The sequence below is a fragment of the Polyangiaceae bacterium genome (assembly GCA_020633235.1).
GTDB lineage: Bacteria > Myxococcota_A > Polyangia > Polyangiales > Polyangiaceae > JACKEA01.
In genome coordinates, this window is the sequence record JACKEA010000001.1 from 88,335 (window position 1) to 110,696 (window position 22,362).

At 65.6% G+C, this 22,362-nt stretch carries 21 protein-coding genes; 11 read left to right on the forward strand and 10 right to left on the reverse strand.

The genetic code is table 11. The features are described 5' to 3' along the window. Positions 1–9 precede the first annotated feature (9 nt). Positions 10–744 (reverse strand): glutathione S-transferase family protein, encoded by a 735-nt coding sequence (locus tag H6717_00420; GenBank protein MCB9575475.1) that lies wholly within the window; start codon positions 742–744, stop codon positions 10–12. Between the two features lie 44 nt (positions 745–788). On the opposite strand from H6717_00420, the gene H6717_00425 reads away from it, so the two are divergent. Continuing rightward, positions 789–2,483: a hypothetical protein gene (locus H6717_00425; GenBank protein MCB9575476.1), complete on the forward strand. Its 1,695-nt coding sequence runs from the start codon at positions 789–791 to the stop codon at positions 2,481–2,483. Here H6717_00425 and H6717_00430 read toward each other — a convergent pair. Continuing rightward, positions 2,464–4,416, reverse strand: a complete 1,953-nt coding sequence (locus tag H6717_00430) for an aconitate hydratase (protein MCB9575477.1) — start codon at positions 4,414–4,416, stop codon at positions 2,464–2,466. The two genes, H6717_00425 and H6717_00430, sit on opposite strands and share 20 nt — an antisense overlap. A 207-nt stretch (positions 4,417–4,623) precedes the next feature. Between H6717_00430 and H6717_00435 the strand changes: the two genes are divergently transcribed. From H6717_00435 to H6717_00455, 5 genes are all read left to right on the forward strand, one after another. Further along, positions 4,624–5,451: a hypothetical protein gene (locus tag H6717_00435; GenBank protein ID MCB9575478.1), complete on the forward strand. Its 828-nt coding sequence runs from the start codon at positions 4,624–4,626 to the stop codon at positions 5,449–5,451. 4 nt (positions 5,452–5,455) lie between these two features. After that, the gene (locus H6717_00440) at positions 5,456–5,812 is read left to right on the forward strand and encodes a hypothetical protein (protein MCB9575479.1); all 357 of its coding nucleotides are present in this window, start codon (positions 5,456–5,458) and stop codon (positions 5,810–5,812) included. A 150-nt stretch (positions 5,813–5,962) separates the two neighbouring features. Further along, positions 5,963–7,399 (forward strand): sigma-54-dependent Fis family transcriptional regulator, encoded by a 1,437-nt coding sequence (locus tag H6717_00445; GenBank protein ID MCB9575480.1) that lies wholly within the window; start codon positions 5,963–5,965, stop codon positions 7,397–7,399. Between the two features lie 9 nt (positions 7,400–7,408). Continuing rightward, positions 7,409–9,481 (forward strand): PAS domain-containing protein, encoded by a 2,073-nt coding sequence (locus tag H6717_00450; GenBank protein ID MCB9575481.1) that lies wholly within the window; start codon positions 7,409–7,411, stop codon positions 9,479–9,481. Beyond that, entirely contained in the window at positions 9,399–9,914 is a 516-nt protein-coding gene (locus H6717_00455; protein ID MCB9575482.1) for a response regulator, read from the forward strand. Before H6717_00450 ends, H6717_00455 begins: the two co-directional genes overlap by 83 nt. Before the next feature lie 2 nt (positions 9,915–9,916). Here the strand turns inward: H6717_00455 and H6717_00460 are convergent, their stop codons facing one another. Continuing rightward, positions 9,917–11,899 carry a response regulator gene (locus H6717_00460; protein ID MCB9575483.1) on the reverse strand — a complete coding sequence of 661 codons (1,983 nt, stop codon included), beginning with the start codon at positions 11,897–11,899 and terminating at the stop codon, positions 9,917–9,919. A gap of 9 nt (positions 11,900–11,908) precedes the next feature. Then, positions 11,909–12,286, reverse strand: a complete 378-nt coding sequence (locus H6717_00465) for a response regulator (protein MCB9575484.1) — start codon at positions 12,284–12,286, stop codon at positions 11,909–11,911. A gap of 203 nt (positions 12,287–12,489) precedes the next feature. On the opposite strand from H6717_00465, the gene H6717_00470 reads away from it, so the two are divergent. After that, positions 12,490–13,140, forward strand: a complete 651-nt coding sequence (locus tag H6717_00470) for a hypothetical protein (GenBank protein MCB9575485.1) — start codon at positions 12,490–12,492, stop codon at positions 13,138–13,140. Here H6717_00470 and H6717_00475 read toward each other — a convergent pair whose 3' ends face one another. Further along, complete coding sequence (locus tag H6717_00475) at positions 13,141–13,608, reverse strand: CBS domain-containing protein (protein MCB9575486.1); 468 nt, start codon at positions 13,606–13,608, stop codon at positions 13,141–13,143. Positions 13,609–13,618: 10 nt separating this feature from the next. Further along, positions 13,619–15,001, reverse strand: a complete 1,383-nt coding sequence (locus H6717_00480; protein ID MCB9575487.1) for a serine/threonine protein kinase — start codon at positions 14,999–15,001, stop codon at positions 13,619–13,621. Between the two features lie 227 nt (positions 15,002–15,228). Here H6717_00480 and H6717_00485 point away from each other — a divergent pair, with 227 nt between their 5' ends. Together H6717_00485 and H6717_00490 are read left to right on the forward strand one after the other, a co-directional pair. After that, a complete protein-coding gene (locus H6717_00485) occupies positions 15,229–15,603 on the forward strand; it encodes a DUF4398 domain-containing protein (GenBank protein ID MCB9575488.1) in 375 nt (124 codons plus the stop codon). Beyond that, the gene (locus H6717_00490) at positions 15,600–16,604 is read left to right on the forward strand and encodes an OmpA family protein (protein MCB9575489.1); all 1,005 of its coding nucleotides are present in this window, start codon (positions 15,600–15,602) and stop codon (positions 16,602–16,604) included. The genes H6717_00485 and H6717_00490 overlap by 4 nt, the downstream gene beginning before the upstream one ends. A gap of 4 nt (positions 16,605–16,608) precedes the next feature. Here the strand turns inward: H6717_00490 and H6717_00495 are convergent, their stop codons facing one another. Then, entirely contained in the window at positions 16,609–17,409 is an 801-nt protein-coding gene (locus H6717_00495) for a hypothetical protein (protein ID MCB9575490.1), read from the reverse strand. A gap of 41 nt (positions 17,410–17,450) precedes the next feature. Here H6717_00495 and H6717_00500 point away from each other — a divergent pair, with 41 nt between their 5' ends. Next, a complete protein-coding gene (locus tag H6717_00500) occupies positions 17,451–17,708 on the forward strand; it encodes a hypothetical protein (GenBank protein MCB9575491.1) in 258 nt (85 codons plus the stop codon). 17 nt (positions 17,709–17,725) lie between these two features. Continuing rightward, complete coding sequence (locus H6717_00505; GenBank protein ID MCB9575492.1) at positions 17,726–19,438, forward strand: serine/threonine protein kinase; 1,713 nt, start codon at positions 17,726–17,728, stop codon at positions 19,436–19,438. Here H6717_00505 and H6717_00510 read toward each other — a convergent pair whose 3' ends face one another. The 3 genes from H6717_00510 to H6717_00520 form a co-directional block, all read right to left on the reverse strand. Continuing rightward, the gene (locus H6717_00510) at positions 19,439–19,987 is read right to left on the reverse strand and encodes an OmpA family protein (protein ID MCB9575493.1); all 549 of its coding nucleotides are present in this window, start codon (positions 19,985–19,987) and stop codon (positions 19,439–19,441) included. A gap of 83 nt (positions 19,988–20,070) precedes the next feature. Continuing rightward, entirely contained in the window at positions 20,071–20,988 is a 918-nt protein-coding gene (locus tag H6717_00515) for a mechanosensitive ion channel family protein (protein MCB9575494.1), read from the reverse strand. Positions 20,989–21,082: 94 nt separating this feature from the next. After that, positions 21,083–22,354 (reverse strand): serine/threonine protein kinase, encoded by a 1,272-nt coding sequence (locus H6717_00520; GenBank protein ID MCB9575495.1) that lies wholly within the window; start codon positions 22,352–22,354, stop codon positions 21,083–21,085. Between the last annotated feature and the right edge of the window lie 8 nt (positions 22,355–22,362).

Sequence of the window (22,362 nt, forward strand, 5' to 3'; positions counted from 1 at the left end):
CCCTGAGCCTCAGGCTTCGTCCAGCTCGGGGTAGCGCCGAAAGATGCCGTCTTCGTTGAAGGCGAGGCGGCGGGGAGAAGCGAGGTAGGCGGCGACGTTCGGGCGCCGTGACACATCGTCGGCGAGCTGAACGAGCTTCGGAACACTGGCTGCAAAGTGCTTCCAGGCGTTGGGAAACGCATACTCCAAGCCGCGCACGACCTGGAACATCGAGAGATCCACCGCGGTGAGCGAGCTGCCGACCATGTACCTGCCACCGTTTTCGTCCAGCAAGCTCTCGAAGTAGTGCATGAACTTCGGCAAGCGCGACGACAAAAACTGCTCCGCGCGGCGCTTCGCCTCGGCCTTCTGCTCTTCGTAGTAGGCGCCCGAGCCGATCGGGTGGTGCGTGTCGTGCACCTCGGCGACGAAGTCGGCGATCGTGAGCTGATGCTGAAGGGCTTCTGTGCGAAGGGGTTCGCTCTCGGGGGCGAGACCCAGGCGCGGCGCCAGCACCTGGAGGATGTTGGCCACCTGGGCGACGAGCCGGCCGTCCACGACCAGCACCGGAGGCGCGAAGGGCAGCGGCCGACCGCGCTCACCGCGGAGCACGGCGAGCAGAGCGGGAACGCCGCCTCCCTCGGACTCGGGCAGGCGAGCGACGTCGCGGTACGACGCGCCGGCTTCTTCCAGGGCCAGACGCACGAATTCTCCGCGCCCCGGGATGTTGGGCCAGTAGTAGAGATCGAACGAGCCTTCGGTCATCGCTTTTTGACGCCTCCGTGGCTCGGAGGATACTCGCTCCCGCCGTGATTCGCCCCTCTGCCCGCGCTCCCGACGAACCACGTCGCAAGTTCACCCGCGGTCGGGAGCATCCGCGCGGCGTGGTGTGGTTCGGTATTCGCTCCTTTTGGGGGCACCTGCGCCACCTGTTGGCGAGCGGTATCGCGACGGAGGACGTCGACAGCCGCGACTGGATGACGCCCGATCCTCCGGCGGAGCTTCTCCGACGCATCGTCCGCGAGCTCGGAGTGGAGTCCGAGGCGGAGACCCTGAGTGAGGCCCTCGGTCGAGAGGTGTGGATCGACTATCTGGCGGATACCGGGGACGACGTTGCGGTGAGTCGCGCCGTCGCGCGGCTGGTCTTCGCCGAGTACGAGTTGCCGGATCCCGAACGCGAGGGAGAAGTGCTCAGCGCACCCCGCGGCGACCTGCTCATGTTCGGTGGGGATACGGCGTACCCCGTGGCCACGGCCAAGGAGATCACGAACCGAGTGCTGGTGCCCTTCAACCAGGTGCTCGAAGAAGCGGACGACGAACGCCCGCGCGTGTTGCTCGGCATTCCAGGGAACCACGACTGGTACGACGGGCTGGATGGCTTCGGGCGTCTGTTCCGGCGGCGAGACCGGCAGGACGACGACGACGGTCCCCGTCCGAGCACGGTCGGAATTTGGCGGCGTCCTTTCGAGCACTACGCGGACTGGGCCAAGGAGCTCGTCAAGGGCGGCTACGTCTCGAAACCACCGCTCTTGGCTCTGTCCGGCTACGTCCCGGTGCAGACTGCGAGCTATTTCGCCCTGCCGCTCAGTCCGCAGCTCACGCTGTGGGCCATCGACCGTCAGCTCAAGCAGCTGGACTTTCGGCAGCGGCGGTTCTTCTCCGAGGCTCGGGACGAGCTGCCCCACGGTCGGTTGTGGTTGATGCTGCCGGATCCCGTGTTCGCCTTCGGTGAGCCGAGCCGCACGGGCGTGGGGATGGTCACTTCCCTCCAGCTCGACCTGGATGCCGAGCCTCACTTCGTTCTCTCGGGGGACATCCACCACTACGAGCGCCTCGAGGACGGCCCCACGTTGCACGTCACTGCCGGGGGCGGCGGAGCTTTCCTGCACCCCGCCTGTCCGGATGCGCCGGGGCGCATGCGGCCGACGCTCTCCTGGCCTGGTCCTCGCGCGTCGGCAGCGCTGCTCCGGCAAGTCCCATGGAAGGTCGCGGTGGGACGTTCTGGGTTGATTCCTCACATTTTGCTGTTGGCCTTGTACGGTCCCGTGCTCACGACGGTTCGCGAGCTGGGGATCGCTCCAACCCTGCCCGGGCTGGTTGTTGCCTGGATCGGCATCACGGTCGTGTTCTCGCTGATTGGAGGGCTCCGCTCGAAGCGCCGAGGGGTGATCGTCGCGCTCGCCCTACTTGCCGCGGGGGCGATCGTCGCGCTCCCCGTGGCGCCCGCGGCGGCGGCGAGCAGTTGGCCGGCTGCCGCACTGCTCCTGCTGCCCACCACGTTGCTCGGTGCCTTCGTGTTCGGCGCGTACCTGGCCCTCCTCACGCGGTTCGGGCTGGAACAGACGCAGGCCTTCACCGCGCTGGACCACCCCGGTTTCAAGCACTTCTTGCGCTTGCGCGTGCGCCCAACGGGTCAGGTCGATGGCTGGTGCATCGGTAAGCAAGACCCGCTCTCGCAGGAGCCTCCCGTGCTGGTCGACTCCTTCACGTTCGATCCGCGGTGACACGGTTTCGGACCTCCGCAATCCGCCCACCTGCAAAGATCACTTCGAGCTCGCGCTCAGAGAGATCGTGCGCCACTCGGAGAGTCTTCTTTCCGGCTACCTCGATCGCAGCGTCCCTGTCGGGTGCAAGCCGAGCGGTGTCCAGACCGAGGGTATCGCCCTCGGAGACGGCGTCCTTGTCTTCGGGGGCCTTGAACAGCAATGGAAGGACGCCGTAGTTGATCAGGTTGGCCCGATGGATCCGACTGAGGCTCGTGGCCAGGACCAGTCGCAGTCCTAGATGTCTAGGGGCGAGGGCCGCGTGCTCCCGGCTGGAGCCCTGTCCGTAGTTCTCCCCCGCCACCACCGCGTGGCTTCGTAGCTCGCGGGCAGCTTCGGCGTAACTGCGACCGTCTTTGGTCTCGTAGGGTTCGAAACAGAAGTCTGCAATCTTGTCGATGTTGCTCCGATACGGCAGGACCCGGGTTCCCGCGGGCAGGATCTCGTCGGTGGACACGTCGGCTGGGAGTGAGAGCAGCACCCTGACCTCCAGCCGCTTCGGGAGCGGATCGAGAGTGGGCATACTTCCAATGTTCGGGCCTTTCTCCAGAGGTTCGTCGGCGCCACTGGTCGGCGGGTGTCGATACGGGTCCTCGGCCAACAACGGCCCTCTGGGCGCTTCGAGATCGAACCATTGACGACCCAGCTCCCGAGGATCGGTGATCTTGCCCGCCAACGCAGAGGCCGTGGCCGTCTCTGGGCTGCACAGCCAAACGCGATCTTCTCTCGTGCCTGAGCGGCCAGGGAAGTTGCGAGGTGTGGTGCGTAGGCTGTTCGTCCCCGTCGCCGGCGCCTGGCCCATCCCGATGCAGCCGTTGCAGCCGGTCTGGTGTACCCGTGCTCCGGCGCCGATGAGGTCGGCGAGCAAGCCACTACGAATGAGCATCAGTAGAAGCCGACGCGACGTTGGGTTGACGTCGAAGCTCACGGTTGGCGGCGTGTGCTTGCCTCGCACCATCGCCGCGGCGATGGCGAAGTCGCGGTACCCGGGGTTGGCGGACGAACCGATGTACCCTTGGTACACGGGTTCACCGACGACATCGGAAACGGGCACCACGTTGCCCGGGCTCGAAGGCTTCGCAATCAACGGCTCGACCTCCGATAGTTCGATGGTTTCGGTGTAGTCGTAGCTGGCCCCATCGTCTGCGGCGAGGGCACGGAAATCCTCACCCCTTCCCTGGGCGCTCAAGAACTCCTCCGTGCGCAGATCGGAGGGAAACACGCTCGTCGTGGCTCCGAGCTCCGCGCCCATGTTCGCGATGACATGGCGATCCATGGCACTGAGGCCGACGAGGCCCGGACCGCTGTATTCGATCACGCGGCCGACGCCACCGGACACGCCATGACGGCGCAACAGCTCCAATATGACGTCTTTGGCGCTCACCCATTCGTCGAGCTCGCCGACCAGTTGCACATTCCAGACCTCCGGCATCGGCACCACGTACGGCTCGCCTGCCATGGCCAGGGCCACGTCGAGCCCCCCCGCTCCGATGGCCAGCATTCCGAGGGCGCCGCCGGCGCAGGTGTGGCTATCCGAACCCAGCAAGCTCTTTCCAGGAATCCCCAGCCGCTGCATGTGTACGGGATGGCTCACGCCCCCGCCAGGGGCGCAGAACTCGATGCCGAAGCGGCGGCAAGCGCTGGCCAGGAATAGGTGGTCGTCGGGATTCTTGTGATCTGCTTGGATCAGGTTGTGGTCCACGTATTGAGCGGACACCTCGGTTTTTACGCGGTCCAGACCCAGCGCCTCCAAGGCCAGCATCACCAGCGTTCCCGTCGCGTCTTGGGTCAGGGTCTGATCCACGTGCAGGCCGATTTCGGCTCCCGGCTCCAGAGCGCCCCATTCGAGATGGGAGGAGATCAGTTTTTGAGTGAGGTTCTGGGGACTCGGCATTGGGACTCGTGGCGGTTTGCCCGGGGCGATCCGCGCCAGGCGTGGCGGACGGGGAAGGGGATGCCCGAAGAAGACGGACGTCCCGCGTGTGCTCCCGGGCTACAGCATGCGACATGCCAGATCCCCCGGAGGTGACGCAGCGTCGCCAAGAGAGATGTTGCGTTCGGAATGCCGATGGGTTCCTCTGGAAAGAACCGGAGGGTCACGATGGATCCGTTTGCACCAATCAATGGAATCTCACTGGAGCGCTATGCGGACATCGGCGCGGCGTTGGACGGCAAGGACAAGGATCCGCAGGCCACGGCACAAGTGCTCGCGGCGGAAGGGGTGAGCCAGGCGGACTGGGAGGCGGCGAAGACGGGCTGGACCGCGCGCATGCAGGACATGTCCCTCATGGGCCGAGTGGCAACGGCGTTCATGCCGATGTATCAAGCGGCGCTGGCTCGCCGAAAGGGTGGCGCTGCTCGGGTCAGCTATGAGGACTACGTCCACGTCAGCGCGCTCATCAAGATCTACGGCTTCGAAGCGGGCGTCCAGGCCGCCGGCGTCTCCCAGAGCGACTGGACCGAAGCGGCGGGCCATTGGAACGCCACCATGGGCCAGAACATGATGCAGTACGCTGGACATCCCAACAATCTCGCCCAGGAAGAAGCGCGCATTCGCGGTGGCTCGCCTCCGCGCCAAGTACAGGTCACGCGGGACTCGAGCGCGGCGGCCATGCAGCAACCCAACGCGCAAGCAGTGATGGCGCAGGCCAACATGGATCCCGTCCAGGCGGCGATGCAGAACCCCGCCATGCTGCAGGCGCAGGCCGCACAGGCGGCAATCATGCAGAACCCGATCGGCTTTGGTTTCGGCCAAGCGGCTTCTTTCGTGACCGGCGGCATCGTGGCGGGCTCACGCGTCGGCGTGAAGTGGTCGGACGGAAACCAGTATCCGGGCCAGGTGATGCAAGCCGCGCCCGGGCAGTACCTGGTGCAGTTCGACAACGGCTCTCAGCAGTGGATCCCTGCGAACGCCGTGGTGAAAGCGTGACCTCGTGAACTGCGAGCACTGCGGCGCGAACTTGTCCCTGGAGGACATGACGAAGCCGAACTGCCCGTACTGCGGCTTGGTCCTCAAGCATCACGCGAGGGCGGCGGAGCACGCCGCCCTCGTCAACAAGGTGCTCGACGATCGAATCCGTGGTCAGTACCCGGGGCTCGCGCCCGGTCAGGTGCCGCAGATCGGCTACCAGTACGGCGCGCCCCTGTCGCCGTCGTTCCAGCAGTTCCAGAGCCAGCAGGTGAATCAGGCGGTGCGCCGGGCCGGGGTCATCACCCTCATTGCGATCGTGGTGCCAGCGGTGTTGGCGATCGGGATCGGCGTCGTGGTTACCTTGTACCTCTTGCTCTGAACGCGCGCTGCATTATGCCTCAGTGGGGCGTATTGCCACGTGTCGGCCCGCGTACTTCGCGTAAATACGCCTCGGAATGGCCGGCATGGGGCTTGCTGCCTCGATCGCATCCCGTTGGCGTCCTGCCTCTGGGTCACTGAGGAGAGTTAGATGCAGTTGTCCGAGGCCGAGCGCCAGCCCGACCGAGATTCCACCCCCCCCGAGTCCTCGAGGATCCGCTCCAGCGGAGCTCGTCGGGGCCGCGTCCTGTTCGTCGATGACGACCGTGGCATGTGCGAGCTGGTGGCGTTGACGCTCTCCAAGCGCGGCTACGAAGTATCCGTTGCCAGCTCCTCCTCGGGCGCGCTGGCAGAGCTGGACTCCGGGGACTTCGACGTTCTGCTCGCCGACCTCAACCTCGGTGACTCCGACGGACTCGAGCTCTGTCGGCGCGCCTTGGAGAAGCAGCCGGACCTTCCCGTGGTGGTGCTCACGGCGTTCGGCAGCATGGACGCAGCGGTCGGGGCAATTCGCGCGGGGGCCTATGACTTCGTCACCAAGCCGATCGAGATGGACTCGCTCGGCATCGTGGTGGACCGCACGGTGCGGCACCGCGCACTCACTCGCGAGGTCCAACGGCTGCGCCGCGCTGTGTCCACGCCCGAGCGCTTCGACGCCATCATCGGCGAAAGTCCCGCGATGAAGCGCCTGGTGGAGCTCGTGGGTCGCATCGCGGAGAGCGATGCCGGCGTGTTGATCACCGGAGAGAGCGGCACCGGCAAAGAGCTCATCGCCCGCGCCTTGCACGAGCAGAGTGCCCGCCGCGGACACTTCGTGGCCATCAACTGCGCGGCGGTTCCGGAACAGCTGCTCGAGAGCGAGCTGTTCGGCCACATGCGGGGCGCGTTCACGGACGCCAAGTCGTCCCGCGCGGGTCTGTTCGTGGAAGCCGACGGCGGCACCCTGTTCCTCGACGAGATCGGGGAAATGCCGCTGGCCATGCAGTCCAAGTTGCTTCGGGCCTTGGAGGAACGCGTGGTCCGGCCCGTCGGTGGCTCTCGAGAGGTGCCGTTCGATGCCCGGGTGGTGGCGGCGACCAACAAGGAGTTGGAAGACGAGGTCGAGGCGGGACGTTTTCGCGAGGACCTCTTCTATCGCATCAATGTCGTCCGCCTGGAGGTGCCGCCCCTGCGCGCCCGCGGCAACGACACGCTGCTCTTAGCGCAGCACTTCCTGGAGCGGGCGGCCAAGCGTGTGAAGCGAGAGCTGTGCGGGCTGGTTCCGGAGGCCGCTGAGCGGATCATGAGCTATCCGTTCCCCGGCAACGTCCGCGAGCTCGAGAACGCCATGGAGCGGGCGGTGGCGCTGGCGCGCTACGACCGCATCACGGTGGACGATCTGCCCAAGAAGATCCGGGAAAGCTCGGCGATGTCCGCAGTGGTGTCCAGCAACGACCCGAACGAGCTGCCCACCATGGAAGTGGTCGAGCGCCGCTACATTCAGCGCGTGCTGGACGCCACCAACGGCAACAAGACCCAGGCCGCCAAGATCCTCGGGCTGGACCGCAGGACCCTGTACCGCAAGCTTCAACGTTACGAATCGAGCTGAGTTCCCGAAGTGTTTGCCGCTGCCGTTCCCCGGACGGCTACCGAATCCGACCAGGAGCTGTCGCTCCTGGTCGACGTTGCGGGAGCCGTCAACGCCACACGTTCCTCCGCTGAGGCTCTGCAGGTCTCGCTGGAGCGTATCTGTCAGTTCCTGGAGTGGCCCGTGGGGCACGCTCTCTTGGTAGCGCCGGAAGACGACCGATTGGTCTCGGTAGACGTGTGGCACCTTGCGGATGAGCAGCGCTACCGTTCCTTTCGAGAAGCCAGCGCGGAGGTGGAGTTTTCCCGTGGTGGCCTGCCCGGAGCCGCGCTGAAGTTCAAGCGGAGCCAGCTGATCAAAGACGTGAGCGCCGAGCCGCGATTCCTTCGGCGGTCGGCGGCGCTCGCCGTCGGCTTGCACACGGGGCTGGCGATCCCCATCCTCGCTTTGGACCACGTAGTGGGAGTGATCGAGCTGTTCGACACGCGGCCGGCAGATCTGGACGCGCGGGACATCACGGTGCTCGAGCACGTGGGTATCATTCTGGGTCGTTCGGTGGAGCGAGAGCGAGCGCAATCCGCGCTGGAGGAACGTGAACGCGCACTGAGCGAAGCGCAACGCATCGCTCACCTGGGCAGCTGGCAGTGGGACGCGGGCTCCGGCCGGGTAGAGTGGTCCGATGAGCTCTACCGCATCCATGGCTTGGAGCCTGGCATCGGTCCGGTGAGCCTCGACGACGCGCTGGGCTACGTTCATGTCCAGGACCGAGCGAACGTGGAAGCCGCGCTACGGCGAGCCAAGGACGAGGGCGCGAGCTTCGAGTTCGACGAGCGCGTGGTGAGGCCGAGCGGTGAGATTCGATGGCTTCACGCCAGAGGCATGCCCGTCTTCGGTTCCGACGGCGAGCCCCGAGGGATGATGGGAATCGCCATCGACCTCACCGAGCGCCGTCAGGCGGAGGAGCGTGCGCGTGCGCTGATGTTCGAGCAATTGGCCCGCCAGCGATCCGAGCGTGAGCGGCTACGGCTGGGGGCCCTCTTCGACCAGGCGCCGGCCGTCATCGCTGTCGTGGATGCGGACACGGGCCGATACCAGATGGCGAATGCCGAGCTGGCCGGGTTGGTCGGTCAGAGCGTCGAGCGCGGAACGAGCACCCGCGAGCTCTTCCCACGGTCGCCGGACGATGTTTTGAGGAAGGCCTTCGACGTCGCCACCGAGACCAGGGTGCCGCAGTCCGTCTCCGAGGTGAATCTCGGAAACGGGCGCGAGCGGTACTATAACTTCCTGTTCCAACCGGTGTTCCGCGACGAAGGCGAGACCATGGAGATCATGATCCATGGCGCGGAAGTCAGCGAGTTGGTCGCAGAACGCCGGCAGGTGGAGGACAAGATCGCCGAGCTGGCGCGGGTGGCCGCGGAGCTCGAGCGCAGCAATCGCGAGCTGGATCAGTTCGCCTACATCGCGTCCCATGACTTGAAGGCGCCGCTGCGCGGCATCGCCAACGTATCCACTTGGGTGGAGGAAGACCTGGGAGACGCAGCGGACGACGAGATTCGGGAGAACCTCCGTCTGCTTCGAGATCGAGTTTCCAGGATGGAAGCGCTCATTGATGGGCTCTTGCAGTACTCGCGCGTGGGCCGCTTCTCGCGGGCGCCGGAGCCGTTGGACGTTGTCGCCATTTGTCGAGACGTTGCGGAGCTCTTGGATCCCCCGAAGAACGTTTCCATTGTCGTGCCTCCGGAGCTGCCGGAGGTGGAAGCGCAGTTGGCACCATTTCGGCAGGTGCTTCACAACCTCTTGGCCAACGCCATCAAGTACGCCCGCGTGCCGTCGCCACGCATCGAAGTGGGGGGGCGCAGCAACGGAAGCCATGTCGACTACTGGGTGTCCGACAACGGGCCGGGCATCGCGCCGGCCCATCAAGAAAAGATATGGGGCATCTTCCAGAAGCTCGAGAGTCGCGACGTGGTGGACGGAACCGGCATCGGGCTCGCCCTGGTCCGAAAGATCGTGGAGACCCATGGGGGCCGAGCGTGGGTCGAGTCCACGCCGGGTGAAGGAGCCACATTCCACTTCAGCTGGCCGAAGGTCTCAGGAGAGTAGTGTGAACGACAGTACCCCGCCGCACGCCCAGTTTCACGTTCTACTTGTGGAAGACGACGAGATCGACGTGAAGAACGTGCGCCGCGCGTTCGAGAAGAACCGCATTCTGAATCCGCTTCATGTCGCTCGAGACGGCGAAGAAGCGGTGAAGATGCTGGAGAGCGGTGAGATCAAGGCCGAGCGGCTCTTGGTTCTCCTGGACCTGAACATGCCGCGCATGAACGGCATCGAGTTCTTGCGGCATATCCGGGGGGACGAGCGCTTCAGGTTGCTGCCAGTGGTCGTGTTGACGACCTCGAACGACGAGCGCGACAAGGTGGACGCCTATCGGCTGGCGGTGGCGGGCTACATCGTCAAGCCGGTGACATTCGCTCGCTTCGTCAAGGCCATGGCCGCGCTCAACAAGTACTGGACGCTGGTGGAGCTTCCCTGATTTCAGTCGACCGCCGGCAGCTCGAAATAGAACCGGCTTCCGGCGCCCGGCTTGCTCTGCACCCGAAGCCTGCTGCCGTGGGCGAGGACGAGCCCCGAGGCGATGGCGAGGCCGAGACCTGCACCGGGCGCCTTGCGATCGCCACGCCAGAACCGATCGAACAGGTGCGGGATGTCTTCGGCGGGAATTCCTCGGCCCGTGTCCGTGACGGATAGAGTTACCGTCGCGGACTGCGCGCAGCCGCCGACCGTGATGCTGCCGCCCCGCTCCGTGAACTTCAGCGCGTTGCCGATGAGATTCGCCAGCACCTGGCCGATGCGATGCGGATCCGCGGACACTAGGGGAAGCCTGCCGTCGATTTCCGCGATCAAGGCGATACCCCGTTCGTCGGCCTGTGAGGCGAACAGCGCCACGGAGTCCTCGAGCACACCCGCGATGTTCGTGGACTCGATGCTGACCGCGAGCGATCCGGTCTCGATGCTCTCTGCGTCCAGCAGGTCCCGGATCAGCCGGTCCATACGCTCCACGCTGCGAGTGACGGTCTTGGCATGGTCCACGATGCCGTCTTCGCTGCCCCACTCGTCCTCCAGGCTCTCTGCCACCAGCATCAGCGTGCCGAGAGGGCTTCGAAGATCGTGGCTGACGACGGCGAGGAGGTCGTCCCGGATGCGGATGGCGCGTGCGAGCTGTTCGAGCAGCCATGCGTTGTCTACCGCCAGCCCGACGCGCCGACCGAAGTCTTGAGCGAAGGCCATGTCTTCTCGGTCGTAGCGGCGCGAGCGGCTGGCCATGAGCAGCAGGCCGAAGACGCTGTGCGCCGAAAACGGCACCAGCACTGCGGTCGGCTTGCTTTGCTCCGCTGCTCCGCTGCCGATCAAGAGCTCGCGAGCTTGCTCCAGGTCGAGTGCCGCCACCGCCCCCAAGCTGCTGGCGCGGCTGAGCGGGTGGTCCATGTCGTCAGGGGTGAAGAGCTGAGCCTCACACAGCTCCCGGAACAGCGGTGGCTCGAAGTCGACGCTCTCCGCGCGCGCCCACTGCACGCGACCACCATTCCGGGGTGCCACGCCCACGAGGCAAGCATCCGCCAAGGTGGGAACGGCGACGTTCACCGCCGTATCCAAAGCCGGGGAGAGCTCGCGGGTGGCGCCCAACACCGGGCTGGCGGCGGCGAGAAATGCCAAGCGCTTCTCGGCACGACGTTGCTCCGTCACGTCCGTGAGCGAGATCACGGCGCCGCTCGGAGTGCTGCGGTCGCTGCCCATCAAGAGGCTGACGCGCTCCTCGACCTCCAGCCGTGACCCGTCGCTGCGCAGCAAAGACAGGCGGTTGCGTGAGCTCGCTACGGGAGAGCCGAGGAGCGCCTGGCGGACGCGGGTCTCGAAGTTGCCGTCGTCGACCCGCACCAGCTGCCACAACGGCTTTCCGTTGGCTCGGGCGTCGTCGACTTCGAGCAGCCGCTCGGCCGCCGGGTTCAGGTACGTCACGTTGCCGGTGCTGTCGGTGGTGACCACGGCGTCGGCGATGCTACGCAAGGTGGTGGCCAAGGACTCTCGGTGAGCGCGGAGGTCGTCCTCCGCCTGACGCGCCTTGCGTTCGACCTCCGCCAGCCGCACTGCGCGCCGCACGGCCCCCGGGATCCGCTCCCCCATGCCGCTGCTCTTGGTCAGATAGTCCGCCGCGCCGGCCTGGAGCAGCTGGACGGCGAGCTCCTCGTCTCCCTGTCCCGTGAGCACGACGACCGGGACCCCCAGTCGTTCTTGGGCGATCTTGAGGAGGATGCGGCTGGCATCTCCGTCCGGCAGATAGAAGTCGACGATGGCGCAATCCACTTCGTGAGCCGACAGGCATTCCATTGCCTGTGCGCAAGTGCTCGCTTCCAGGACGTCGAACTCGTCGCTCGAGGTTCGGAGCGCGCGTATCACCGACTTGCGGTCGATCGCGTCGTCGTCCACCACGAGAACATGGAGTGGGCGCTCGGCCGCCATCTGCGCTGGCTAGTGGATCCCGCCTGTCACGGATTCGAGCACGGACGCCAGCTTCCCCGCGGTGATGGGCTTCTCCAATACCGCAGAGGCAACGCCCTTGGCGCGTGCGATGACATCCCTGGAACCACTGACGACGACGACTGGCATGTCGGGCTGAGTTTCGTGGATCTCCCGCGCCAGATCCAGCCCGTCGTCGACCTCACGAAGGGTGGCGTCGGTCACGACGGCGTCGATGTCCGGGGACGACTTCAGTCCGGTTCGAGCCTCGCCCGCCTCTCCGCATGCGAGCACCTGGATGCCTCTGCGCTCCAATCCGCTCTTCAAGAGCTCACGAAGGTCTCGCTGGTCCTCTACGAGTAATACACGCACGGCAGCATCAGGGTGCATGGTTGGCTCACCTCCTTCAAGGGAAGGCTCGATCAGCTCGGGGCGAATTGCCCCGCTGCGAGGCAGAAGGGCCGCCCGGAGTGCTTTCCGATAAGCGCTTTTCCGTGAAATGATCCCTCTGAAGTCCGTCACATGTTTGGCCGTTTCACCCTTCGTGCCAGTTCTTCCTTGGGGTTTTGCGGGCGTGGCCCCAGTTTCGCATCATGGCCGGCGTGGACGAGCTCGATTGGTTGAAGGTGCTGGACGTGCTCAGGACGGCGTCCTGGGAGCGGGCCATGCGGAGCGTGGCACACGAGCTGGGAACTCCCCTGAACGTGGTGCTGGGGCACACCGAGCTGTTGGAGGAAGACGGTGCCGCCCCGGGAAGTGTCGGCGCCATCGGATCGCAGGCTCGCAACATGACGGCGTCCCTCCAGCAGGCGGTGGGCTTCGTGGCGGAGGACCGAAGGCCGGCCGCAACGTTCGAATCGGTGACGGCCAAGGTGATGGACGCAACGCGTTCGGAGCTCGACGAGCGCTCCGTGTCGCTCACCTTGGAGGGAACCGGTAACGCGGGGATGTCGAAGGAAGAGACGTTCCTGTTGCTGGTGGCGCTGGCTCGGTTCGGCGCCCGCTTTGGTGATGTGAAGATTGTCGCCGAGGGCGGCAAGACCCCCAGGGTTTGCATGACGTGTCCCGACGGAGACGCTCGGGCGAACAGCGTGCGTCAGCTCGCGGAGCCGTGGTTCACCGAAGGCTCCGTTGACGCGCTGGAGTTGGCCATCGCTCTCTGGATCGTCCGTCGCGCCCACGGCAAGACCAGCCTGCAGCGGGACGCGGGCGTGCTGACCGTCGAATGCAGCTGGGCCGGCTGACTACCAGCCCAAAGCGCGCAAGACGTCGCCAGCAAAGACCAGTCCTTCGATTGCGCCCGTGCGGGAGGTGACGAGCGCGAAATCGCTCGGTGTTCTTGCGAGAACGTGCGCTGCCATGTCGACGCGTGTCGTGTCTGGGAGCACGGCCGCTCGCAGCAAAGGAGCATCCACGGCCCGCATGTCGCCGAGGCTCGTTTGTTGGCGTTGCGACACCACAGCCAGCAGCCCTTCCGGAGTGATGACTCCCAACGGGCGCTTCGATTCGTCCACTACGACGAGCGCACGAACATGACCATGGCCGAGCGCTCTCCCGACGCGTGTCAGGCTGGCAGTGGACGGAACGCACACCGGTCGGCTCATCACTTCGCTGACCATCTGAGGCAACGTGCCCAGCTGGCGCGGGCCCGCGTCGGGCCAGGTGTCGTGTTCGGTGCGTACGGGGGTCGTGTCGCGGCTAGCCTGCTGCATCTATCTCTCCTCAGTCCCCGAGGGTGCCCAGAGGCGTGAGCCCTTGATGCTGGATCCATTCGCGGTACCGCTCCTTGCGGGCCGCGATCTCGTCAGCGGACAGCGGCGCGCTCGGGGGCGCGACCCGCTGCGGCACGGGCGTGGTAGTCTCCGTGCGCTCTACTTCGGGCTCGGCTGCGAGGGTCGGGCCGGGGATGGCGCCGCGCACGCCCAGCACGAACGGTGGCGCAGGATCGATCTCGGCCTCCCCCACGGTGCCGAGCTTCGGGGAAAGAGACGACAAGTCCGGCTGGCTCGCATACGCGTAGCCCGCAACGCCCAAGAGCGCGAGGGTCGCGAGCACGGCGAGCGTCCGCGGAAACAGTGAGCTCTTGGGGATGTCCCTGCTGTCCACGGGCACGTCGTCGAAGACGGGAACTTCGCTGTCCCGGATCACGGCGACGGGGTTTGCTTCACTGGTCATGGGCTGGCTCGCGACGCTCTCCTCGATCGGCTCGGCGTAGGGACCGAGGGCCTCGGCGAGCGCCGTCACGCTCGCGAATCGCTTTTCACGATCCTTCTCCAGGCACTTCATGACAATCCGTTCGAGAGCAGGGCTCACCTCCGAACGAACCGCGCGCACCGGCGGCGGATCCTGGCTGAGCACCGCGGAGCAGATCGCTGGCACGGTAGGGCCGTCGAAGGCGCGTAGGCCCGTAAGTAGCTCGTACAGCACCACGCCAAGAGACCAGATATCGGTGCGCTGATCGGTGTCGTCTGGCGTGGTCATCTGTTCCGGTGACATGTAGCTGGGAGAGCCGACGCTCTTGCCGGCTTGGGTCATCCGCCGGCTCGTGGCGACCGCGCCGAAGCGCGCCGACACGCCGAAATCCAAGAGCTTCAGCGAACGCTTGCCATTCGGGTACTCGGCGAGGAACAAGTTCTCCGGCTTCACATCGCGATGGATCAAGCCACGAGCGTGCGCCTCCTCCAGCGCCTCGCACGTCGCCATGGCATGACGAACCGCCTCGTGAATGGGCAGCTTTCCTCCTTCGTGGAGGATCATCGAGAGATCCTGACCTTCGAGGTGCTCCATCACGAAGTACGGAATGCCGCTCGGCATCCACCCTGCGTCCAGCACCTTTGCTATGTGCTCGCCACGCAGCGACGCGGCGATGCGAGCTTCGTCCAGAAAGCGCCGCAAGACCTCGCCGTCTGCGGCGTGGTCGGCCCGGACGAACTTGATGGCCACCGTCTGCCCCAGCTCCAGATGGGAGCCGGCGTGCACTACGCCCATTCCGCCGGTGGCGAGACGTTCTCCGACGCGATACTTCCCGGCGAGCACGGTGCCCGCCTGTACCGGATCCGCGGCGTTTTCGTTCACCACGTAGTCGATGTCCACAGAAGCATTCATGGCTGACCTCGGGGATCCCAACAGCAAGTGTCGCGCCAAGCGCCTGGGGTCAGAGAAATTCGAGAAAGCTGCGTGAGCAAGGCGATGTCGTGCGGTGACGAAGCGCCCCGAGCGCGGCGCTTCGCCCCGTCACAAATCACGACATCCGCCTTGGTTTGACGCTGGATCGCGAGTTGGTCCGACCCTTGCGTGAACGATGGGAAACCAACCAGACAGGAGGACCACACATGAACCGACGACGCATCGTGCGCAGTCTGCGCATCGCGCCCGTGGTGGTGGCGTTCGCGGCATTCGGCTGCGGCGGCGCCGCAGTTCCACATCAAGAGCTGACCAACGCGAAGTCCGCGATCAGCGCAGCCGAAGCGGCTGACGCCAGCACGGTTCCGCAAGCGACGCTGCACCTTCAAATGGCCAAGGACGCCGTGCACGAGGCCCAGGGCCTGATCGACGACGGCGATAACGAGCGAGCGGCCAAGGAGCTCGTACGCGCCCGCGCGGACGCTCAGCTCGCATTGGCCCTTGCGAAGCAGGAAAGCGCCCGCGCCGATGCGGACGCAGAGCTTGCAAAGATCCAGGAGCTCGAAAAGGAGGCAGCCCAGTGATTCAGAACGACTTCAGACGACCCATGCTGCGCGGCGCCGCAATCACCGCGCTCTCTTTGTTGCTTCCCACCCTGACCGCGTGCGGCGCCAGTCAGCACTCGAAACAGTTCATGGACGCCCAGCAGGCGATCCACAGCGCCGAGAACGGGCGAGCCGCTCAGCTTGCTCCGGCTCACCTGTTGGAAGCGAAGAAGACGATGAAACAGGCCGAGGCAAAGGACAACGGCTCCCCAGAAGAGGCCCAGCTGGCCTACGTGGCAGATCGACAAGCGCGCGTGGCTACGGCCTACGGGGACATGGCTTGGGAGCAGCAGCGCTTGATTGGCCTGCGCCAGAAGTATCAGCAGCAGCAGACGGAACAGCGCCGCGCCGCCGAAGCCGACTTGCGTCGCGCGAAGGACAAGCTCGCGGAGACCAAGGAAGCGCTGAGCACGGTTCAGAAGCGGCTCGACAGCAAGGACGGCAAGGTTGCCGACCTGGAACACAAGAAGCAAATGCTCGAAGCGCAGCAGTCCCAGCTCGAGGGACAGCTCCAAGATCGCCAGAAGGCGTTGACCGAAGAACGCGCGAAGCGTGAAGCGGCCGAAAAGCGCGCTGCCGACGCGATGAAGAGCCTTCAAGAGATCGCCAACGTGAAGGAAGACGCCAACGAGACGACGATTACGCTGTCCGGCTCCGTGCTGTTCAAGACGGACTCCGCCGACCTCTTGCCCATCGCACGTGATTCCCTGGACCGCGTGGCGGATGCGCTCAAGAATGCCGACGATGACCGTACCTTCGTGATCGAGGGCCATACGGATTCGCGAGGTTCCGCGACGCACAACCAAAAGCTATCTCTGGATAGGGCTCAGTCCGTGCGGGACTACTTGGTGAATCACGGGGTGGACTCTTCTCGAGTCACCACCGTGGGGCGAGGGGAAGCAGAGCCCGTGGCGACGAACCAGACGGCGGAAGGTCGTGCCAACAACCGGCGCGTGGAGATCATCATCCGCAAGAAGTGAGCGGTCACATTCCCAGGCAGGCCGCGATGAAGTGGAAGTAGAGTCCACCGAGCGCCCACAACGGGAACGTGACGAAGGAGGTATGCCCCTCGTCGATCTGCCAGTGGTTGTAGGTCCAAAGCCCACGCTCGAAGAACGTGCTCATGCTGCGGCCGTAGCCGTATTCGGTGAGAAAACCGACGACGGCGAAGGCCGCCATCAGGAGCGCGTACTTCGAGCTGGCGAAAACGGACAGCGCAACGGCAGTGGTGACGATCGGTAGACAGAACACGAAGAACGCGGGCTTGCTGAATTCGCGAGCTCGCGCCTTCGTGTATCCACGCAACGCGAAGGACGCCAGCAGGCCGATCCCGAGGGCGACGGTGCTGATGGCCATGGGGACGAAGGGCGCGCCGCTACCGACTCCGCCGAGCAGGCGACTGGTTTCGTGAAACAAGAGCGCTCCGACAGCCCAGGGCAAGAAGTTCAGCGTGCTGGTGTATCCGGATAGGACGGACCGGTAGCTGTAGGTCCAGATGGGCTCGCGGAAGAAGCTCCGCCACAGCACGGAGACGAGCAGCTCCCCCACGATGCCGGCGACCCCCGCCACAACGAAGAGCAGCAGGTAGCGCGCGTCCACCAGCAGAGCCAAGACCACGAAGGCCAGCGGAGCCCAGCCCATCAGTAGGTAGAACTTCTTCAGGGAAAAGTGGGGGTCGAACAGCAGCGTGCTGCGGCGCGCCGCGACGACCGCGACCATGGCGCCGCCATACACGTTGGACACCATCACCAGGATCAGCAGGGACAACGCCGCGGCGGTGACCATCGCGCTAGCCCCCGCTTCGCCAAACCACTAGCATCACCGCCATGCCGACGGGGCGCCGCGTGGCCGTGATGCTGTCCGGGGAAGACTGGAAGATGCTGCAGCAGCTGAGCACTGCATTCGGGGACAAGCCCCCGGAGGTGGTGCGCAAGCTCATTCGCGAAGCGTATGCTCGCAAGCTCCCGGGTCTGGAGTCCAGAGCGGGCTTTGGTTTTCTCGAGCTCCTGCCCCAGCCCAAGCGAACCAAGCGCGCAGCCAAGTCCAAGAAGACCGCCGTGAAGAAGAAGGCCAAGAAGGCCTGAGCCGCGAACGGGGGTCGATGACCAGCGAAGACGACACCGTCGTAGACGGAACTCCGCTCCGCCCCGACGACGAGGATTCCAGCGACCTGATCGCGACCTCGCGCCTGAAGCGCTCTCTGCCGCCGCTGGCCACGGGGCCTACGGCGGCCAGCGCGGGAACGGCGCGCACCACGGAAAGTGTCCTCTTGCTCCGCAACGAGGAGGCAGCGCGGACGGTGGCGCTGATGCGTCTGGTGGCTCCCGTCACCGCCATGGCGATCGCAGCGCTGTGGCTGAGTGATCGCACGGACGGTCGCGTTCTGTGCACCGCCGTGTTCGGCGTGACGCTGGTAGTGACGTTGTGGCTGCTGGCGCGCTTTCGAGATCCCTCGCGCTTCGACGTGGGCTTGGCCGTGCTGCAGGGAATGCTGTGCGTTGCGGCCATCTTGGTTGCGGCCATGTTCGTCGGTATCTTTTCCCCGGTGATCATGGCGGCTTGCATTGGCATCTACTTCTTCGGCCAGAGCGACTCGGAGTGGGCGGGGTGGGCGATCTACCTGGCCTGCGGGCTGGGTTACGGTGCGCTGTGCTTGGCGGCCTTGCTGGAAGTGGTGCCCTTGAACAACGCCGTCGTGGCCATCGAGACGCCGTACTTCCGCGGCCTGTGGGTCCTTTCGGTCATGATTCAGGTCGTGCTCGCGCTGACCTTCTGGATGGCGCAAAAGACCCGACGAGCAACCCGGGAAGCCTTCGAACGCCTGGACCGTGCAGCGCGGCAAATCCGACAACGAGAAGCGTTGCTCAACGAGGTGCGGGCCGAGCTCGACAACGCGCAGGCCGCGCGCTTGGGCCGCTACAGCGGGCGCACCGTGGGGAACTACCTGGTCGACGAAGTGATCGGTCGCGGCGCCATGGGCGAGGTGTACCAAGCACGGGACCTGACCAAGGACCAGCTGGTGGCGCTGAAGTTCCTCCACCCGATGGCGCTGGAAGATTCGGCGATCTTGCAGCGCTTCTTCCGGGAAGCCGAAGCGGCCGGTGCGATACGTTCGAGCCACGTCGTGCGCGTGCTCGCCACCGGGACCGCGGAAGACGGCGCGCCGTTCATAGCGATGGAGCGATTGGACGGCGTGGATCTCTCGGAGCGCCTGCGCGACAAGAAGCGCCTGTCGGTGAAGGAAGTCATTGGCATCGTGCACGACGTCGCCGAAGCTCTGATGGCTGCGGACGCCGCGGGCATCGTGCATCGGGACCTGAAGCCGCAGAACGTGTTCCGAGCCGAAGAAGGCCGGCGCAGGACCTGGAAGGTGCTCGACTTCGGTGTCTCGAAGGTGCGGGAGTCGGCTGCCACCTTGACCCAGGGCAACGCCATCGGAACGCCCAGCTACATGGCGCCGGAGCAAGCCATGGGAAAGGACGTGGACCACCGTGCGGACGTGTTCGCCCTCGGCGTCATCGCCTATCGCGCGCTGACGGGGCGTCCCGCGTTCACGGCGCCGGACAGCGTCACTACGCTGTACAACGTGGTGCACACCCAGCCTGCCAAGCCCGGGGACCTCGCGAAGATGGACCCGGACGTGGAGCGCGCGCTGTGCTTGGTGTTGGCCAAGGATCCGGAGCGACGTTTCCGGAGCGCGACGATGTTTGCCGCCGCGCTCGCGGACGCCGCGGTCGGGCGCCTCGACGATCGGCTGCGGGAGCACGCCGACAGGCTGATTCGCGAACAGCCCTGGGGTCGCGAAATCCGTTAGCTACGGCGCGTGAACCACGTTCAGCTGGACGACGTCGACGCGACGATCCCAGCCGAACGAAAACTCGTTGGTGTTCCCCTTGGCTCCGGCCTCTCCGCGAGTGGCGACCGCGATGCGATCGGGGCTCACGCCGTAGCCGACCAACACTTGCTTGACCGCCTTGGCGCGCTCGAGTCCGAGCTTCCGATTGTATCGCTTGGACCCTCGTGGGTCGGCGCGACCCACGAGCTTCAGGTCGAGGTGCTCGTACTTCGGGCTCTGCAGGCAGACCGCCAGCGCCTCGAGCTCGCCGCGGTCTTTCATCTGCACCTTGGCTTCGTCGAAATCGAACTGAGCCTGGGTGTAGCCGCAGTCATCCAACCCGTCGCCAAGGGCGAGGGTGATCTTGCGGCTTTCGTACGGACCCTCGTCGGGAAACGTCGGCGGATTCACTTCCGCTGCTTTCACGTCGCGCGGCGAGTCAGCTCGTTGTTCAGGGGTGGTGGTGGCGCAGGCCGCCAGCGTGAAACCGCAGGCGCCCAGCGCGAGAAAGCCTCGCATTCGGGTCATCTAGAAACTCCTTTCGTGTCGTCCGGGCGCTCACGAGGGACCGCGGACGAAATCCTTTCATTGCAGCTTGCGTGCCGAAGTCGTCAGTTGGCCTGGGCAGACGCCTCTCGCGGGCGTTCCGTCTTGCTGCGCAGCGACAGGGGCTCCGGGAAGGTGAGCGTGCGTTGGGGGAAGGGGATTTCGATGCCCGCTTCGTCCAGCGCGCTCTTGATCGCCATGATCACCTCGCTCTGGGACTCGCGGAACTCCGCGGGCTGAGAGCTGGTCCACCAGCGAATGTCGAAGTTGATGCTGCTGTCCGCCAGTGCTTCGGCGAATACCTGCAGGGGCCGTTCGCCCTCCACGCTCGCGCACTGGGAGACGGCGCCATGGATCACCCGCTGAGCAGTGGCCAGATCGGTATCGTACGCCACGCCGCAGACGACCCGGGCCCGCCGAACCGGTTCGGCGGTCAGCACCGTTACGGCGTTCTTGAACAGGATGCTGTTGGGCACCAACAACAGCTCGCCATCCAGTGCGCGAATGAGCGTCATGCGAATGGTGACGTCCTCCACGCGCCCGGTGATGCCGTTGCATTCGATGACGTCGCCCATTTCGAAGGGAAAGCGCCACAGAATCAGGATGCCGGCGAAGAAGTTCTCGAAGATGTCCTTGAAGGCGAAGCCGATGGCCACCGATCCGAGGCCAACCACGCCAACCAGCTGGCCGGGCGTGAGCGATGGAAACGCGATGGTGGCGGCCACCGTGATCCCGACCAGCCAAACGGCGATGTAGGACAACTGACGAGCGAGCCCCACCAGGCTGGGACGTTTGTCTGCGCGTTCGAGCAGGCGCTTCACCGAGCGCGCCGTGAGCTTGGCCGCGAAGAACGTTACGAGCACCGCCACCAGCGCGGCTGCCAAGCGTGGCAGGCTGGCGATCAGCTCGTTGCCGAGCTCCGACACCTTGTCGGCGAGAGTGGTCAGGGGACCCAGAGATGCAGCTATCGCTTCGTCGTGCATGGCGCGTTGCCATGCACGCGGCGCGCCGACCTCGGCGCGCTGGAACGGTGGCGCGAGTGAGGCGCGTTGCCCCACCGCGTGCGCTGGCGCACGCTCAGCTACCGAACCAACGACGCCAGAATGGGCCTTCCTTCTTCTCCGGGGGCTTTTGCATGCGTTCCCGTGGCGGCGGCGGGGGCGGCGCTGCCTTGGGCGGGGGCGGAGGCGCCGCGGCGGCCTGCGCTTGCGGCGGTGGGGGCGGGGCGGGCTTTGCCGGCTCTTCGAACAAGGCGTCCAGGCCCCAGGAGCTGGGGTCGACGAAATCTCCGCCGCCAGCTTCCACGCCGGGCGTTCCGAGCTTGGACGGCTCTTCGTCGAAGGCGTCCGCGCCCGAGAACTCGTGGAGGGTCTCGAGGATCAGATCTCCGATGACGCCAGCGCGGTCCTTGCCTTGGGCCTTCCTCTTCTTGTCCCGCTCCTCCGCGGCGGCCCGCACGAGACCCGCGATGTCCAAGTAGATGGCGACGCGGGGCAGGTGTTGCATCACCACACTGAGGTCTCTCGCCATTTCGTCGGCGGTCCGGTAGCGCTGCTCGGGATCCTTCGCCAAGGCGCGGGCGAGCACGCGCACCACGTCCTCGCTGATGTCTGGACGAAACTGTCGCGGGTCGGGGATGTTCGCTTCGCGGACGAGCTTGAACGTCTCCACGTCCGACGCGCCGAGGAACAGGCGGCGGCCGGCCAGCATTTCCCATAGCAGGATGCCGGCCGCGAAGATGTCCACCCGGCGATCCGCTTTTTGGCCCAGCGTCACCTCCGGCGCCAGGTAGCCGAACTTCCCCTTCACGATGTCTTCGTCTTCCGCCGTGAGGTGAGAGCTGGCCTTGGCCAAGCCGAAGTCCACGAGCTTGACCTCACCGAAGCGGGTAATCAGCACGTTGTGGGGCGAGATGTCCCGATGGACGATCTCGAGCGGCCTCCCGGAGTTGTCGCAAGCCTGGTGTGCGTAGGCGAGCCCTTCCGCTACGTCCAAGGCGATGCGGCAGGCGACCTCCACGTGCATGCGCTCCCCGCGCTGATTCAGGAACTCCAGCACGTCCTTGAGGTCCGCGCCGTCCACGTACTCCATCACGATGAAGTGGGAGCCTGCGCCCTGGCCGATGTCGAACACCTGCACGCAGCGAGAGTGGTTGAGGTACGCCCCGAGGCGCGCCTCGTCCAAGAACATGTTGATGAACTCGCGGTTCGCGCTGAGCTTCGGCAGCACGCGCTTGATGGCGACCTTTTTGCGGAAGCCCTCGATGCCCGCGCTCTCTCCGCGGTACACCTCGGCCATGCCGCCCGCGGCGATGAGCTCGACGATCTGGTAGCGCTGGGCTTCGCTCATGAGAGCAC